Source organism: Cytophagales bacterium (assembly GCA_033344775.1).
Classification (GTDB): Bacteria; Bacteroidota; Bacteroidia; order Cytophagales; family Cyclobacteriaceae; genus JAWPMT01.
On record JAWPMT010000002.1, the window covers coordinates 548,477 to 567,444 of the forward strand.

The 18,968-nt window shown below is 44.5% G+C and carries 6 protein-coding genes; 3 read left to right on the top strand and 3 right to left on the bottom strand.

The window, feature by feature from the left end; genetic code table 11:
- The first annotated feature begins 107 nt into the window (after nucleotides 1-107).
- Nucleotides 108-4,181 (top strand): two-component regulator propeller domain-containing protein, encoded by a 4,074-nt coding sequence (locus R8G66_06695; protein MDW3192031.1) that lies wholly within the window; start codon nucleotides 108-110, stop codon nucleotides 4,179-4,181.
- 186 nt (nucleotides 4,182-4,367) lie between these two features.
- Here the strand turns inward: R8G66_06695 and R8G66_06700 are convergent, their stop codons facing one another.
- Together R8G66_06700 and R8G66_06705 are read right to left on the bottom strand one after the other, a co-directional pair.
- Nucleotides 4,368-4,958, bottom strand: a complete 591-nt coding sequence (locus R8G66_06700) for a hypothetical protein (protein MDW3192032.1) — start codon at nucleotides 4,956-4,958, stop codon at nucleotides 4,368-4,370.
- On the bottom strand, nucleotides 4,955-5,929 hold the full coding sequence (locus R8G66_06705; protein MDW3192033.1) for a hypothetical protein: 975 nt from the start codon (nucleotides 5,927-5,929) through the stop codon (nucleotides 4,955-4,957). Before R8G66_06705 ends, R8G66_06700 begins: the two co-directional genes overlap by 4 nt.
- Before the next feature lie 618 nt (nucleotides 5,930-6,547).
- On the opposite strand from R8G66_06705, the gene R8G66_06710 reads away from it, so the two are divergent.
- Nucleotides 6,548-6,925 (top strand): DUF2200 family protein, encoded by a 378-nt coding sequence (locus R8G66_06710; GenBank protein MDW3192034.1) that lies wholly within the window; start codon nucleotides 6,548-6,550, stop codon nucleotides 6,923-6,925.
- Nucleotides 6,926-7,137: 212 nt separating this feature from the next.
- Here R8G66_06710 and R8G66_06715 read toward each other — a convergent pair whose 3' ends face one another.
- Complete coding sequence (locus R8G66_06715; GenBank protein MDW3192035.1) at nucleotides 7,138-7,689, bottom strand: DUF2165 domain-containing protein; 552 nt, start codon at nucleotides 7,687-7,689, stop codon at nucleotides 7,138-7,140.
- Between the two features lie 456 nt (nucleotides 7,690-8,145).
- Between R8G66_06715 and R8G66_06720 the strand changes: the two genes are divergently transcribed.
- Nucleotides 8,146-18,936 (top strand): Ig-like domain-containing protein, encoded by a 10,791-nt coding sequence (locus tag R8G66_06720; GenBank protein ID MDW3192036.1) that lies wholly within the window; start codon nucleotides 8,146-8,148, stop codon nucleotides 18,934-18,936.
- Nucleotides 18,937-18,968 lie beyond the last annotated feature (32 nt).

The window sequence follows — 18,968 nt, forward strand, 5'->3', positions numbered from 1 at the left end:
AAAACTCTGAAAAGGCCTGGACAGGTGGCAGTTACGTCCATTCATCGAAATATTGACAGCTGTCCTGAATTTGTGAGGCATTTTCGGAGGGTAAACCCAGGAGTGAATTGAAGAAGTGGACTTTTTTAGTGCTTCCTTTATGGTTGATGGCCAGCCATACCTATTCGCAAGGCGACTTTTACTTTGAACAATGGCACCTGGAAGAGGGACTGAGCAATCAGGTGATCAGGAATATTGCGCAAGACAGCCATGGTTTTTTATGGCTGGCCACAGAGCAAGGTCTGAATCGATTTGATGGCCAAAACTTCTCGCATTATCTCCATGTACCTGGCGATACAAATAGCATTACAAATAATCTGTTATTTGGCCTGGCCATTGATCAGCAAGACGTGATTTGGGTGGGCACTGAATTGGGACTCAATGCCTACGACTTGAAGTTGAACCAATGGCATCATTTTCGAAATGATCCGGACGATCCCAATAGTCTGAGCGACAATTATGTACGAAAGGTGTTCGTGGATTCCCAAGACAGGATCTGGGTGGGTACACAAAATGGACTCAACTTGTTTGACCGAACCACTGGGCAATTTCAACGACTCATGGATGATCGTCAATTTGCCGATGCTTTCGATCGTAAAACCTTTTCCTATAACCGTATCAATGACGTGTATGAAGACAATGAGGGTCGGATATGGGTAGGAACCGATGGCGGTGGAATACGTATTTACGAACCTGATTCCTGGGATAAGTTCACTTCTATCTATGTCAGAGACAACCTGGAGTCCCGAGCTCGAATCGTGAGAAAGGTATTTCAGGATGCTATTGGTGATTGGTGGTTTGGTACCGACGCGGGCCTGGCTCGATATTCATCAGATTTGACGTTACAAACATTTTTTGAGCCTCATGATGCTTTCGACAGCCTTTCTGATCAGTATGTATGGGACATGTTAGAAGGTCCGGATGGTCACCTATGGGTAAGTACTTACCGTGGTGGGATCAATGTCCTGGATCGGAATCAAAATCGATTCATTAAGCACTTTGATAGCAGCAATGGATTGTCCAGTGATCAGGTTTGGGACATGTTCAAAGATCATTCAGGAGGCATTTGGGTCGGCTGTGAAGGTGCAGGAGGACTCAATTATTATCACCCGGCACTTCGAAAGTTTGCCCACCATTTATCCGAAGATGGCACCAAGTTTATCGTGGACAACATTTTTGAAAGTACACCACAATTGCTACTGCTCAGTACTTCTGAAGGATTACTTCATTATCACGTTCCTGACAGGACTTACCAATGCATCACGGAGAAGGTCGCGAATGAAAGCGAGTATTTCTTTTTCGAACAGCACAATAATCGGACCTATTTAATGTCGTCCCGATCTATCTATCGATTGGATGAAAAGTTTAACCTGATACAGAAGTTCCACTCAAAATTGCTGATTAATGGAGCAATCATTACAGATACTTACATGGCTGATTCGGGTGAAATTTGGATGGGGACCATTTCACAAGGCCTGTTGCGAGTAAACCTGATCACCGGAGAAGAAGAACAGTTTTTTAAAGAAGGTAATTCCGATATTTATCAGGATTCTCGTTCGATCACTAGCCTGGCGGCAGGTCCTGATGGTAAGCTCTGGGTAGCTTCTGTAAGAAGTGGTCTGTTTCTGCTCGATCCCTCGAATGGTGAATATGAGCAGTTTTTGTATCATACAGGGCAATTTTACGAGCCAACGATTACAGCTATAGTATCAGCACCTGATTCGATCTTATGGCTGGGAACAGTGTCTAATGGACTGGTCCGGTTTAATTGGGAAACTACTGAATCTAAGTTTGTAAGCTCGAAGAACAAGGAGTTAAGTCAGGGAATCACAGCGCTGTTAATCGACGAGCAACAGAAGCTTTGGATCAGCACGAAAAACGGTCTGGTAACCATGGATCTGGCCAGTCAGCAGTTTCATATTTTTAATCAGGAAGATGGTCTCCAGGGACCGCTATTTCGTCCTGCAATCCATCAGGGGACTAGTGGTAAATTGTATTTTGGAGGCACAAATGGGTTCAATGTGCTTGATGTGGAGCATTTGACCTTCAATGATGAGCAGCCTGGGATCTTTTTTGAAAGCCTAATGGTCAATGATCAGTTGATTCAACCTGGAGGAAAATGGTTACCGGATGGATTGGAGCATCAGACCCGTATCCGATTACCCTATGATCAGAATTACCTAAAACTCAACTTTACCGCTCCGACTGCAATCCAGGCGGATAACAATGCTTTTGCATACCGCCTGTCTGAAGATCAACCATGGCAAGACCTGAATCAAAACCGCGAACTGTCGTTACCAAATTTAACTGCGGGTTTTTATGAACTAGCCATCAAGGCCCGGAATAGTGATGGTTTGTGGGGGAAACCGTCTATTTTAAATATCGACATTTTGCCACCGTTTTGGCAGACCGTCTGGTTTCGGAGTACGATCTTCTTGATAGTCATTTTCTTGTTGGTGGGATTTTATCGTTATCGTCTTAGACAGATCTCTAGACAAAAACAGCTACTGGAACAGGAAGTCAGTGACCGGACCAGCGAATTGAAGCTACAAAAAGAAAAAGCGGAGGAAGACCGTGAGCTCATTGCGAGTCAGGCTGAAGAGCTCAAGGAAATGGACAAGGTGAAAACCAAGTTTTTCGCCAATATTTCCCATGAACTTCGAACCCCGCTCACCTTGATCAATGGGCCTTTGGAAACATTCCTTGAAAGAGAAGGCGAGACACTCAACCAGGAGGCTTTGACACTAATCAAAACGGCTAATCAAAATGGAGAATCTTTACTCGGTTTGGTAGAAGAGATCCTGGACCTCACCAAATTGGAAGCGGGTAAGTTGCCACTGATCGAAAACCCCCTTCCAATGAAAGAATTACTGACGGACTTATTTGATGCCTATCATTATGACTTGAAGGTGAAGGGAGTAATTGCCGAATTTGATTTTGAACTTCCTGAGGATACATGTCTGTATTTGGATGGCCGGAAGGTGAAGAAAGTAATTAATAACCTGCTTTCAAATGCCAGGAAGTTTACCCAGCCAGGAGATAAGATCAGTTTACGTGCCACGAAAGAAGAAGGGTGGTTGAAAGTAGCTGTAAAAGATACAGGACGGGGGATAGATCCGACTGATGTGCCTCATATTTTTGATCGGTTTTACCAATCGAAGAAGGATGGAAAAGCAGAAGGTGGAACAGGTATCGGGTTGGCCCTTAGTATGGAATTAAGTAAACTGATGAATGGATCGCTTCATGTCATGAGTGAATTGGGCACCGGCAGTGAGTTTGTTTTGAAACTTCCATTCAAACCCGCGGAGCTTCAGTTAATTGACGAATTAGAAACAGATGCAGGTGCAGATTTGAATCAGGCGCTTCGTCAAGTGGTGATAAATTATAGTGAGTTTTTCAATATCGATCAGCCGACACTGCTACTGGCTGAAGATAACACTGCTATGCGACGATTCATCGCCAACGTTTTTGAAGGGCAATTTCGGATTCTGGAAGCACAAGATGGAAGGCACGCATTGAAGTACCTGGACAAAGAACGCGTGGACTTAATGATCTCCGATGTAATGATGCCAGGCATGGACGGATTTGAATTGCTCAATGCTTTGAAAGCTAATGTGGAATGGCGAGGCCTTTCAGTTATCATGCTCACTGCCCGTGCTGCAGAAGAAGATAAGCTATTTGCGTTGACCAAAGGGGTTGATGATTACCTTACAAAACCATTCAATAAAGCCGAATTATTGGCCAGGGTAAAGAACATTCTGGAAAACAGAGTAGCCCGACATGAAACAGATGCGATAGGAAATTTGAATAGCAAAGCATTGAACATTGATCAGAAATTTTTAGTGAGTCTGCAGGATCTTATTGAGAAAAACCTGGATAATCAATTGCTGAGCGTGCCTTACTTGTCCGATGAAGTAGCCCTAAGTCCCAGGCAGTTACAACGAAAGGTCAAGGAAATAACGGGACTTTCTCCGCTGGGTTTCATCAAGGAGATCAGGCTTCAAAAAGCTTATCGTTTTCTGGCCAATCGGGAAGTCCCTTCTGTGGCTGATGCCGCGAGAAAAGTTGGATTCGAAAAAACAGACTATTTCTCATCCCAATTTATCGCCCGATTCGGCAAGCGTCCATCGAGTATGCTATGAGCGGATCGCAATCTCTGATAGAGGTTTTCGACGGCCCTATCAGGAGTTTTGTTCAATGTTTAGGGTATGAATTTTGATCAATGGAGACTCCTTTATGATTGCAATATAGATTTGAAATCACATCAAACCCTGTAGCAACGCAATTGAAAGAGATTTAGAAAACCTTTCTTACTCATCACCCAATCCTCACTTTTTAGTTCTTGCCGCAAAGAGCCTTAATGCCAGCAAATCCTTGATTGAGTATTGTATCGCTCCATTGTTGGGGTTGTTGATCGCATATGCTTGCCCACTCAGTTGATTGATATCCTGAATCCGGAAAACAGGTCCGTATCGGTCAATGGCGGCAGGTGAACAAACGGCATTGTGGATCAGACGTATACCGATGATCTCCCTTTTAGACATTTGCGAAACCCGGTCTCGCTTCATCGCTTCCAAAAGCTCAAAGCGATCAGAAAAACATTCGTTTAGGTCAGGGTCTACCTTCCGGGGTTTCTGGTAGCAAAACCATGAGGGTGCATCTTCCAGCATGGCCAATGCCTGATCCGGCTGGCCAAAATGGTCAAGCACCTGAACATAATTTACCGGTAGGTTCGTTTGTTGAGGATAATAGGCAGCAATGTCACCTTTCATAAGTGCCTTCAAAAGCAATCCGGGAATTTGACTAGCCATCTTGTTTTGCTTTTCACTGGCAAACACGACAGCTGGTGAGTTTTGAGCATACAAATGTAGACCTATGAATGTGCAATAGATCATTGCAAAAATGGTTTTCCTGATCATAATCCAGCCATTTGCGTGAGTGACTCTTTGGAGTCAGGAATGCCTGTTTTTTCCAGCGTGAAGGTTACTGATGCGCCGTGACTCAATTCGGCAGCAGTAAAATCCGAATCGGTAAATTTCCAGATCATTCCGGATGTATCGATGGTAAAAAGATTAAACTCCTGATTGACTAAAAGACTAAATTCCGATTCCCAAGTGTACGTCGGGAAATAATAGACCGAATTAAACGCTTCATAAACCACATAGATCTGTGATACGACGGGTACTCCAGTATTGGTGACAAAGTTAGGTTGCAGCAATCTCCGCTCTACACCATCGATGAGGTAATCATAGTTGTGCAAACCAAAAGAGCTGATGTTCATCACTTGAAAAGCTTCAATTCTCCTTCTCTGATCCTCTTCCCAATCACCACCTTCACCGTCAAAAGCATCGAAGAAGACACCATCTCCTTCTTCAAATGAGACCGAAGAACTTCCCCAGAGGTCATCATCTTCCGCGATGCTGCGTTGCGCTATTTGACCGGGACTGGACTTCCATTCGCCGGCATTATGATCATACTTGTAAGGAGCAACCTGCTTACGTAATTGTCCAGGTGCACTCGCCAGGAAAATGGCCATTCGTTTTGATGGGTCAAATGGAATGGTATCTTCTCCGTTGAGTGCGTAAATCTCAAACATGCCCGTAGACGCCAGCTGGAAAGGGTCACCGAATGTGCGTGTATGCATGGCTATGTCGTGAATGATCATGTCTGCCGTGGAGAAAAACTCACGATAGGTAATGGTCACCGAGTCGATCCCCGCTGGAAAGCCGTCTTTTTCAAAATAGATCAAACTTCCACTTTCAGTGATGATCTTTTCGCAGTTTTGAGTGGCCATTGGATAGCGCTCAAAAGGGGTCCGAAATGAATCCAGGTCTTGTGCCGATGCCCAATGGCTTAAAAAACAAACTAATATGAATACGTTGCGGTGCATGGTATTGATTTTTATCTGAAGACCAGTTGTCAATTTATTGGAATGCGTCCATTGCAATATGTGGAATATTACGGGCAAATACATAATAGAAAAAGGTTCTTTTTCCCGCTGTTAGCTAATCCTGTCACTGATTTTGAGCCCTATTCGAAAGCTGTGTGTAATTAAACCTCCTCGCGACCATCGATCGTATTATGAATAGATCAGGATTTGATAAAAAAAACAATGGAGGCGAACCTCCATTGCGTACAACCAGCATAGACAAAAAATGCACGCGGCATTTTAACGTAAAACTTTTAAGGAACTAAAATGTTCAGAGGAGCGGAAATCGCTGCTAGACTTAGCTTCATGTCTCAAAGTTTATTAAGTTGAAAAGGTTGTATGCTTCAATTTCGGTTTTCAGTAGAATATCTCCTTTTTTCATACGAAATGGGACTATTTTTTAGTTCACGGGTAAGATTGAGCCTAATATTTTGAACCTTACAAAAGGTCTTGATCACCATTCAGCTTGTTTACAAAATCGGGCTGATCGTGATCCTTAGTAGAAGCAGGTTATCTTTAATTGGAAATTAATTTTTGCTATTTACTACGCAGCACCAATCGCTTCAAAAACCTGATATTATGAAAGTCACAGCCGAAAAGAACGAAAAAGTGGCAAATATGATCTTTGCGTCTATCTATCCTCTCTATTGGAATAGACTAGAAAAGAATGGCAGGACCAAAGAAGAATTCCATCAGGTATTAGAATGGTTTACTGGTTTTGATGAGGCTGATTTACAATCGATCATAGATGAAAAAGCAACGTTTAGAACGTTTTTCCAAAAGGCGAAAATTCATCCAAACGCTCATATGATCAAAGGAGTCGTATGCGGCTATCGAATTGAAGAAATAGAAGAGGAGTTTGATATATACAAGCAATGCAGGCAAATGGAGAAGCTGATTGATGAGTTGGCTAAAGGGCGCAAAATAGAAAAGATTTTGCGTGAAGAGAAGAGGTAGTTCAAGGGTATGAAACTACAGCAAACGGCTCTTTTTTATATCACCAAATCTCACACTTGACACCATCAAAGGTTTCATGGTAAACTGCTACGAGTAGGGGCTTTAGTAACCTGCACAGATCAGAGTTCACCCATAATCAGTGATAGCAATTCACCAACATCACCGCATGTGGAAAAGATTTTAATTGAATAGAATGATTGATCGGCAGAGGATCAAAATGTTGTTTCATTTTGCTGATGTTCTTTGGTTTGGTCATTCTGCACTTTCTCTTCCTTAAAATGCAATAGAATAAGTACAAGAGTAATAAAGGTCACGATTCGGTCCGCAGCAGCCAGTCCGTTCCAAATTTGACTTTGCCACATGGAAAACCATTCTCCACCAACAACCTGAAAACCCAGAAACCAGATAACAATACCCATCAACAAGCCAGCAATTGACCAGTTTTTGTTTGCATGAAAAACTTCGGGAGCACTTTTTAAATGTTTCCAGAGTTTCCAACTTCCTTTTAAACAACAAAAAGCCATTATCGCTTCCATGATAATGATGAAAATATATCCTCCATTTACAACTAAAGGACCACAGATACTGCGATAGTGGATATTTGCTGATGGAAAGGTGGTATCCATCATAAAGACATGTTTTACAAACTGGTAGTTCGTGTTATAGTCAGTAATATTCCCGAATACAACCAATGCCGCCATGAGGCCTAAAGAAAATACGGAAACAACTTTTGTGAGTCTGATTAACAATCCTGTGGAGTACATTCCTTTTTTTAATTTTGAATATACTCAAAAACAACGCTATTGATTTTTATCATGTGGATCACACCTCATAACATGGTAAAAACCGTAATTGGTTATGTGAGCTCGTGCCATGATTGTCGAGACGTCTGAAATATAAAAAGATTGATGCCTTAGGTTGTACCTGAAACGTGGTGTATTAAGTGTTGAAAATCATAATTCGACGATATTCCTCTAGCACATACACAGATGTTTAGTTAGATCGTATTTCTTCACTCAAAAGGGTGATTCCACGGCCTATTCGTCTATTTTTTGTTTGATCATGTCGCTTTTTAGGGGGTAGAATGTCCGAATTCTGTGGGTTGTCTAACCCTACCTTGCATGCGTTAACCTGAGTAGTTTAGATAATATACCATGCGACAATTGATACGATTCTGTGAAAGGATTCTAGAAGAATTTCTTGCAGCCGCCAGACATACTATGCATAGACAGATAAGCGTACCGGTACTCATCCTAGTGATGAGTATCGGTGCTTATGCCCAACCCAATGAAGTACAGGATATCCTCGTAACCCCAGCTTCGGGCTTTGGCCAGGCCAATGATATCTGGCAGTCATTTACGCCAACTCAGGATGGCCGGTTGGTGAAATTCACGTTTGATGCAGGAGGTAACAGTCCAGCTGGAAACAGAACGGTCAGCATCTTCGAAGGAGAAGGAACAGGTGGTACCCTGCTGCAATCGTTCACCTATAATTTTGTTGGAAACACGAGTGTGGTTTCTGTTACAGCGGAGGTGGATTTACCTACCCCGATACCGGTAACCCAGGGGTCTCAGTATACATGGTCTGTAACGAACATCAATCCAAGAACGCTGATCAATACGAATCCAAATACCTATACTGGTGGTACAGGCTTTGCAACTTTTAATGGTACCCCATTCACCAATTTTGATATTGGTTTTTCCATCATTTTGGATATCGGTACCAATGTGTCCATTGCTGCCAGGGATGAAGTAAGTACTACTGACCCCTTCATTTTTGATGTTACTTTTTACGGAACACCCACCAATCTAGAAAGCACTGATTTCACGATTACCAATGGTACAGTTTCGGGACTTTCGATGGCTTCCACGGAAGTGTATGAATTATCTGTTTCTACTACCGGTGATGGTACAGTTACAGTTGATTTTCCAGCGGGCGCTGCTCAGGTTGATGGGGTAGATAATGATGCGGCTACTGCCGATGCGGAAGTCGACTTGCCTCCCTTTCAGAACCCTGATTTGATTTTATCGACCAGTAAAATGGTGCGCGGAGGAGCACAATTATTTCTAAATAACTCTGGAATTGACAATACCATGTTTTTTGCTCCTGCTGGAACTACAAATTTTACAACAGGTGCTACGGTTACCCAAGGAACCACAATATTGGTGCAAGATGACCCTGCTTGTATACCGCAGCCAGCTGTGATGTGTGGTACAGATCCGATCACGGGTATGCCTGATCCGCCTGGCTGTATCCCAATGCCTGAAGTCATTTGTACAAGCTCTAATCAACCGGTCATTTACGCACCAACTGATCCAGGACAGTATAAACTTTTCTTAACGGATGGTTCTGGTAATACAGTCGCTGAATCATCTACTACACTTTTCGTAACAGCAGAAACTGCTTTAACCACAGCTGCCATAACGGTTGATGATGACAATATTTTGATGGGTGAAACAGCTGAAGTGACTTTTGTTTTCCTGGGTACCATCGCTGGATTTACCAATGATGATCTTACCATACCTAATGGTACACTTACATCGGTGAGTTCTTCTGATGGGAACATCACATTTACGGCTACTTTCACCCCTTCTTCGGATGTGGTAGATGGCAGTAATGTGATCACTTTAGACAATACGGGTATCACCTCGGGGGCCATCGCTGGTACTGGAACCACCGATTCGGAGAATTTTGCCATCGATACGGGGATTCCCAGAGTAGCGAGTATCTTATGTACCACGGGTTGTGACGATGTGTATACTGCTGCAGGTTCAAATCGTACCTTGGCCATAGATGTCAATTTTGACAGGGATGTGACCCTTACTGGGTCCATGAATCTCGAACTCGAATTTGTGGTCGCCAACAGGAGTGCGATTGTTACCCAGAATAGTGCTCAGAGCTTCACGGCTACCTATGACCTTACACAATCTGATCTTAATACCCAGTTGGACTACACGGGTACAGGCGCACTTACCCTGGCTACAGCTAGTACCATTACGGGAAATAGCAATGGGCAAGCCGCGGATCTGACCTTAGTCGAGCCTGGGGCTGTTGGATCCATCAGCGAAAACAGAACGATATACATCGACCTGATCCCTCCACAAATTGTTACCATTTTGAGGCAAAGTCCTGCCAATGAAATCTTCTCAGGTGAAGAGGTGACCTTTAGAGTGGCGTTTACGGAAGACATAGAACCTACCTCTTTCGGGGGTGCTGATTTCGTACTCAATGGAACTGCAGCAGGTACAGGTACGGTCGGAACCGGGCAAATGGTTGACTCGAAAACCTACGATTATACCGTAACAGGTCTTAGCGGCAGTAATGGAACACTGGGTTTAACCTACAATGGATCACTCACTGATCTGGTCACCAACAATGCTTTATCCGCAGCTGCACCAGGCACGGATCAACAATATACGTTGATCAATACGGTCCCAGGTTTCGAAACGACAGCTTCGGGGACTTCCATTGCTCAGGGAGATGATTTTAATTATGATATCGAGGTTTCGTCAAACCTTAATGGGGCTGCCTATGACATTAGCAGTTCTACGCTACCCACATGGTTGGAATTAATCACCAATGATACCATTATGACCATTGCTGGAACAGGAAGCTCAGGAACTACGGGTAATGGGGGCGATGCTTTAAGTGCCAAGTTCGGACCTTTCTTAAGGGATGTGACCTACGATGGTGATGGCAATCTGTACATTGTAGATCGCAATAACCACATGATCCGAAAAGTGGGTACGGACAATTTGGTCAGTCAATTTGCAGGAACAGGTTCTTCAGGATTCTCAGGGGACGGTAGTGGGGCTGTCAGTGCTACGCTCAATTTTCCTTCAAGTATAGCATTTGATGATGCTGGGAATGCGTACATCGCTGATGATTTCAATTATCGGATAAGAAAAGTAGATGCAAGTGGTAATATTTCCACCATCGCTGGAAATGGTACACAAGGATTTTCTGGTGACGGAGGAGCAGCTACCTCTGCCATGATCAATCGGCCGATCTCGCTGGCTGTTGGACCTGATGGCGATTTGTACATTGCTGAAGAATTAAGAATTCGAAAAGTAGACCTCTCAACCGGAGATATTAGTACCGTAGCTGGAAATGGAACAGGTACATTCGTTTCTGGGGTAACTCCAAGCAATTCAGGCTTTGTGATTAATGCGATTGCCATTGATAATGTGGGTTCCATTTACATCGCTTCTCAATCCCATGCGGTAAGGAAAATTGATGGGATTACTGGTTTGACCTCTTCGATTGCAGGAACGGGTACAAATGGGTTTTCTGGAGATGGCGGAGCAGCCACAAGTGCGCAATTAGATAACCCCAATGCCATTGCTGTTGATGGGGATGGTAATGTATTTATCGCAGAAAGGGAAAATGATCGCATCCGGGTGATTGATAAAGGCGGCATGATTCGGACCCTTGGTGGAAATGGTGTCCTTGCGTTTTCTGGAGATGGCGGGCCTGCGACTTCAGCGGCCATTCTTAACCCTGAAGGATTGGCCATAAATGAAAATGGAAGAGTGATATTCTCAGATGCCGGGAATTTACGCATCAGAGCGATCGAAACCAACAGAGCGCGATTGACAGGATCTGCGGATCAGTCAGCAGTTGGGACACATGAGATCACGCTTACAGCGACTAATGGATCAGAAAGTGTGGATCAGATGTTTACCATCGACGTAGCAAATGTGAATGATACACCTACACTAAGCCCTAGACTGGGTTCCACGACGATTGCTACGGAAGAAGTGCGATACGATTATATCACTTATGTGAGCGATATTGATGGAGACCTGGTCAATCTATCCGTTACTGATAAACCTTCCTGGATGTCAGCAGACCTTACTACAGAAGTTTTCACTTTTGTTTCCAGTACAGGAGTGACAGATCTTGTTCATAGCGATGATCAATTCTTCTTTACCAGTCAGGATAATAACGCTATTTACCGGGTTGATAATTTAGGTGGTTCACAAACACAGATTGCGGGACAGGCCAATAATTCACCTGGATTTACAGATGGAGATGGCCTCAATGCCGCTTTTGAAACCCCTTTTGCGATAGATGCAGCTGCCAATGGTGACCTCTATGTCATTGATCAGGATAACCATGCTTTAAGGAAGATCACAGATGTTGATGGTAATGTTACCGTAACCACCATTGCGGGAAATGGATCGGCAGGCAATGCTACTGGTGCTGCCAGTAATGCGACGGCTACTTTTGATACACCGACCAATGTTCTGGTGGCTTCTAATGGTGATGTCTACATTACAGATGCTGGCAACGTGGTGATCAAGAAGCTTAGTGCGGGCATGATCACGACCTTAAAAGATGGTAGTGGAGTAGATTTTACCTTCACGCAGCCTTATGGACTGGCCATGGATGATGCAGGAGTACTTTATGTGACTGATTTTGGTGATCATACGGTATACAGTATTGATGGAACGACCAGGACTTTGTTGGCGGGTACTTCAGCCACAATCGGATTTACCGATGGAGATGGTGGTGCAGCGCTCTTTGATGAGCCTGCAGGAATCACCACCAATGGAGATGGTTCTGTGCTATTTGTTGCTGAAAGTGGAAATGGACAGATCCGAAGATTGGATATTGACGGAGCTACGGTGACCGTTTCTACCTTAGCCAGCACACTCGATACGCCTGTAGGCATGATCCAAAACCCTGAAAATGGCGCATTGCTGGTAGCTGACCTGGGATTCAATTCGATCACGGAACATTATCATGCCATCACGGTCTTTGGCAACCCAACCAATGAAGATGTGGGAGTCAATACAGTTGAATTCACTATGAATGACGGAACGGCAGATTTTACCAGTGAGCTAAACGTTTTTGTCAAAAACACGAACGATGCACCGGAGTTTACCAGCACCGCACCATCCACTACGACCGAAGATCAGGCATTTACTTACACCATGGAAGGAACAGATATGGATGGTGATGCCATTGCGTTCGACGTGACGACACTACCTGATTGGTTGACTTTTGAAGCCAGCGAGTTCCTGGTCTCTACTGTTGCTGGAGACGGTAGCTTTACGGTTAATGGAGATGGAGGAGTAGCTACTGCAGCCGGAATCGGATCACCGGATGATCTTGCTGCAGATCAGGCAGGAAACATTTACATCGCGCATGAAAACTATATACGCAAAGTAGATACTGATGGCAATATCTCTACCATCATTGGAGATGGAACCGCGGCCAATACCGGAGATTCTGGACCTGGAGTTGATGCGCAAATTACAAATATCAACGATTTGCATGTTGGACCGGAAGGGAACCTGTTCATATCAGTAGAAGGAGCCATTCGCAAACTGGATATTAATGGCATGATAACTTCAATTGCTGGTGCTGCCGGTATTTCAGGTACTGCTGGTACAGGGGACGGTGGTAATGCCACTGCTGCGACTTTCAATCAGAATAGCGGGATTTTCGTGGACCAGGATGGTAATATTTTCGTGGCGGATCAGTCAGACAACACAGTGAGGAAAATCGATGGAAATGGCATGATCAGTACGGTAGCAACAGGCGTTACCTTTCCATTTGATATTGTGGTAGATAAAGATGGAAATATCTACGCAGTAAACGATGGCTCCACTGGTCTTCTCAAGATCGATGCGAGTGATAACAAGACTGATCTAACGGCCGCAAGTGATATCCATTTTTCTACCCAGGATATTGCCATTGATAACCTCGGTAATATTTATGGAACTACTTCCTTTAGTCCTGCCAATCAAATCAAAGTATACAATATTGATTCCGATGAAGTATCGATCATTGCAAATGATGATAATACAGGAAGCTTTTTCGGAGATGGGGGAGTAGCGAGTGACGCTGCGTTTAATACGATTTCTGCAGTAGCAGTGGGTCCTGATGGTAGTGTTTTTGTAGCGGATCAGAATAATGGGCGTATTCGAAAATTAACACCTCAAGGCCCTAAGATCACAGGAACGCCAACCCAGGGTGAGCTTGGAAATCACAATATCGTATTGAATGTTTCCGATGGCACACTCTCGGATGATCAAAGCTTTACTTTGACCGTCAATAACCTGCCGGAAATTACAAATGTCACTTCAACAGACGGAACATATACGGAAGGAGATGTATTGGACATTGTCGTCACTTTTGATGGTGATGTTACTTCCAGTGGTACAGGAGTAACTCCAAGTTTTGCGCTGGAAACCGGTTCTGCGGATCAAGTCATTACTCAGAGTGCGAACTCCGGTTCGACAGTGACCTTTACTTATACAGTAATAGAAGGACATAATTCCTCGGATTTGGCTTATAATTCTACCTCCATTGACGTTGGCGATTACACCATTCAATCACCTGCAGGTGTAGATGCGGACCTTACTTTGCCTACAGTTGGAGCCGCTGGATCGCTGAGTGCCAATCAAGCCATCGTAGTTGATACGGAGGAACCCACGTTGACCAATGTATCCATCGCTTCTAACAATGCTTCCAATAATCTGGCAAGAGAAGGGGACGAGATCACATTGTCGATTACTTCTTCAGAGGCCCTGTCCGCGAACCCAACCGTGACCATTGCTGGTAATACAGCTACTGTGACCAGTCAGAGTTCCACCACCTATGAGGCTACCTATACCATGACGAATAATGATACAGAAGGAGAGGTAACATTGACCATCAATTTTGCTGATGAAGCTGGAAATGTGGGAACTGAAGTAACGGCAACGACTGATGGAAGCACGGTTACTTATGATACAACGAGTCCTTCTGTCGTACTCTCTTCTACAGTTTCAGCAGTGACCAATGCAACAAGTTTTGACCTGACCATAACTTTCAGCTCGGACGTTTCCGGATTTACCATCGATGATTTGACACTATCTAACGCAGATGCCAGTAATTTCAGTGGGAGTGATTCGGAATATACAGTTACCCTGACACCACAATTGGAAGGGGCATTGTCTGTCGATGTAGTAGCAGCGGTGGCTCAGGATGCCTCTGGCAATGGCAATGTTGCCGCAACTACGTTTGAAGTCAATTATGATGCGACTTCACCTACGGTAACTCTTTCAACCACGGATGAAGACGTCAATGCCGCATTTGAAGTGAGCATTACATTTAGTGAGTCGGTAACAGGTTTTGAATTGGTAGACCTTACCGTTGGTAATGGTGTTGCCAGTGACTTATCTGGTTCCGAGAACAGTTATACTTTACTAATTACTCCGGAAACGGAAGGGGATGTAACCGTGAATCTTGCAGCTTCTTCTGCCAATGATGCAGCGGGGAATGCCAACAGAGCGGCTACTGAATTGTTAGTCAATTATGACATGACCAGTCCGACTCCTGTACTTTCAACCTCTTCGACAAATGTCAACGCAGCGTTTACACTGACCATCACTTTTGATGAATCAGTAGATGGGTTTACAGTTGATGATTTGACGATTGATAATGGAGCAGCGAGTGAATTTGCAGGTTCCGAGACTACCTACACAGCAACAATTACACCGGATGCTGAAGGAGAGCTTACCATAAATGTCGCAGCATCTGTGACCACTGATGCGGCTGGTAATGCCAATAGTGCGGCCTCCGAACTTTCAGTCAATTATGATGTCACCAGTCCTTCGCCAATACTATCTACGGCTTCCACTGATGTCAATGCATCGTTTGAAGTGACCATCACTTTTGATGAATCTGTAGATGGGTTTACTGTTGACGATCTGGAGATTGATAATGGAGCGGCTGATGATTTTTCCGGTACTGGTACAACTTTCACGGCAACAATCACACCAGATACCGAGGGAGAAGTTACCGTAAATGTAGCGTCATCTGTGGCCACCGATGCTGCTGACAATGCCAATACTGCGGCCTCTGAACTGTCTGTTAATTATGATGTAACCGGTCCTACACCGGTAATTTCTACGGCTTCCAATGACGTCAATGCATCGTTTGAAGTGACCATCACTTTTGATGAATCTGTGGATGGGTTTACTGTTGACGATCTGGCGATTGATAATGGAGCGGCTGATGATTTTTCCGGTACTGGTACAACTTTCACGGCAACAATCACACCAGATACCGAGGGAGAAGTTACCGTAAATGTCGCAGCATCTGTGACCACTGATGCGGCTGGTAATGCCAATAGTGCGGCCTCCGAACTGTCTGTCAATTATGATGTCACCAGTCCTTCGCCAATACTATCTACGGCTTCCAATGACGTCAATGCTTCGTTTGAAGTGACCATCACTTTTGATGAATCTGTAGATGGGTTTACTGTTGACGATCTGGCGATTGATAATGGAGCAGCTGATGATTTTTCCGGTACTGGTACAACCTACATGACGACAATCACACCGGATACCGAGGGACATGTTACCGTAAATGTAGCGTCATCAGTGGCCACAGATGCTGCTGGCAATGCCAACAGTGCGGCCTCTGAACTGTCTGCTAATTATGATGTAACTGGTCCTACACCGGTACTTTCTACGGCCTCCACTGATGTCAATGCATCGTTTGAAGTGACCATCACTTTTGATGAATCTGTAGATGGGTTTACTGTTGACGATCTGGCGATTGATAATGGAGCAGCTGATGATTTTTCCGGTACTGGTACAACCTACATGGCGACAATCACACCGGATACCGAGGGACATGTTACCGTAAATGTAGCGTCATCAGTGGCCACAGATGCTGCTGGCAATGCCAACAGTGCGGCCTCTGAACTGTCTGTTAATTATGATGTAACTGGTCCTACACCGGTACTTTCTACGGCTTCCACTGATGTCAATGCATCGTTTGAAGTGACCATCACTTTTGATGAATCAATAGATGGGTTTACCGTAGATGATCTGACGATTGATAATGGAGTGGCGGGTGATTTTGCAGGCTCTGGTACCACATACACGACAACAATCACTCCGGAAACGGAAGGAGAAGTAACGGTAAATGTCGTGGCTGCTGTAGCCACAGATGCTGCTGGCAATGCCAATAGTGCAGCTACAGAACTAGCTGTGAATTATGATTTCACTCCTCCAACACCCACACTTTCGACCTCTGACACAAATGTCAGTGCTGCATTTGATGTCACCATCACTTTTGATGAATCCGTGACAGGCTTTGAATTAGCTGATCTTTCGGTGACGAATGGCCTAGCGAGTGATCTTTCTGGTTCTGGTACTGTTTACACAGTGACAATCACACCATCTGAAGAAGGTTCCGTCGACATTTCGATTGCGGAAGGGGTGGCTGCGGATGCTGCTGGAAATGCTAATACGGCATCAAATACATTAAGTGTTAGTTTCGATGGTTCGGCCGACACCACTGCTCCATCTGTTACCTTGACGACCGCAAGCACGTCGGTTTCCGGGTCTTTTGAAATTGAGATTACCTTTAGTGAATCGGTAATTGGATTTGAACTGTCGGATATTTCAGTTACTAATGGGTCTGCAGCTGATCTTGAAGGGTCAGGCAGTGCCTACACGGCTACCATCACGCCCGAAGAAGCAGGAACGGTGGATATTTTGATTGCGGAAGGAGTGGCTACTGATGCTGCCGAAAATGCTAACACAGCGTCAAATACACTAAGCGTAACTTTCGAAGAAAATTCCGATACGACCGCTCCATCTGTGACATTGACTACTGCGAACACGTCGGTTTCCGGGTCTTTTGAAATTGAGATTACCTTTAGTGAATCGGTAATTGGATTTGAACTGTCGGATATTTCAGTGACCAATGGAGCAGCAGCGGGCCTTGAAGGGTCAGGCAGTACCTACACGGCTACCATCACGCCCGAAGAAGCAGGAACGGTGGATATTTTGATTGCGGAAGGAGTGGCTACTGATGCTTCCGAAAATGCTAACACAGCGTCAAATACACTAAGCGTAACTTTCGAAGAAAATTCCGATACGACCGCTCCATCTGTGACATTGACTACTGCGAACACGTCGGTTTCCGGGTCTTTTGAGATCGATATTGATTTCAGTGAATCGGTGACAGGATTCGAATTGTCAGACATTTCGGTGACCAATGGAGCAGCAGCGGGCCTTGAAGGGTCAGGCAGTACCTACACGGCTACCATCACGCCCGACGAAGAGGGAACTGTGGACATTTCGATTGCGGAAGGGGTTGTTGTCGATGCTGCCGGAAATGGTAATGAGGCCTCAAACACTTTGAGCGTAACTTTCGATGGTACTCCTGATACAACAGCACCATCGGTGACGATAACTACTGCAAATACATCCGTTTCCGGTGCCTTTGAAATTGAGATAGCCTTCAGTGAGTCAGTTACCGGGCTTGAGTTGTTAGATATTACGGTGGGTAATGGAACCGCCGGAAATCTGCAAGGTACGGGTAGTGTCTATTCGGCAACAATTACACCGACAGCATCAGGAACTGTCGACATATCTATTGCAGCAGGAGTAGTGGCAGATGCCGCGGGTAATGCCAATACTGCCTCAAATAGTTTGTCCGTCGAATTTACAGAAGCGGATACGACTGCCCCAACAGTCACGATTGCCACTGCTAGTTTGGAAGTGTCAGGTGAATTTGAGATCATGATAAATTTCAATGAGGAAGTCACTGGATTTGAAGCGTCCGATATTACCATAGAGAATGGTTCACTTTCCGGATTCACTGGTAGCGGCAGTAGTTATGGAGCGGTCGTGAACCCTTTAGAAACAGGCACTGTCACCATTAGTATCGCTTCAGGAGTTGCCACAGATGCAGCAGGAAATAGCAATGAAGCAGGAACACTGGCTGTAGAGGCTATTTTAACAGAAACGACTTTATCCGTAGGGTTCAATGTTGATCAGGTTAAAGTGTACCCTAACCCCAGTTCAGATTTTCTATACATAGAATCGTCATTACAGGTAGTGCAGTTTAGTGTCTTTGACTTGCGGGGGAACCGGGTGTTGCACGGAGAAAATGGCGTAAACAACATCGATGTGAGAGATCTAACAGGAGGGACTTATCTGTTGAAAATACTTACCAAAGAAGAAAGCCTGTCAAAATTATTCCTGAAAAAATAGCCCTTAACACCGCAACAATAGCACAAGGAGCC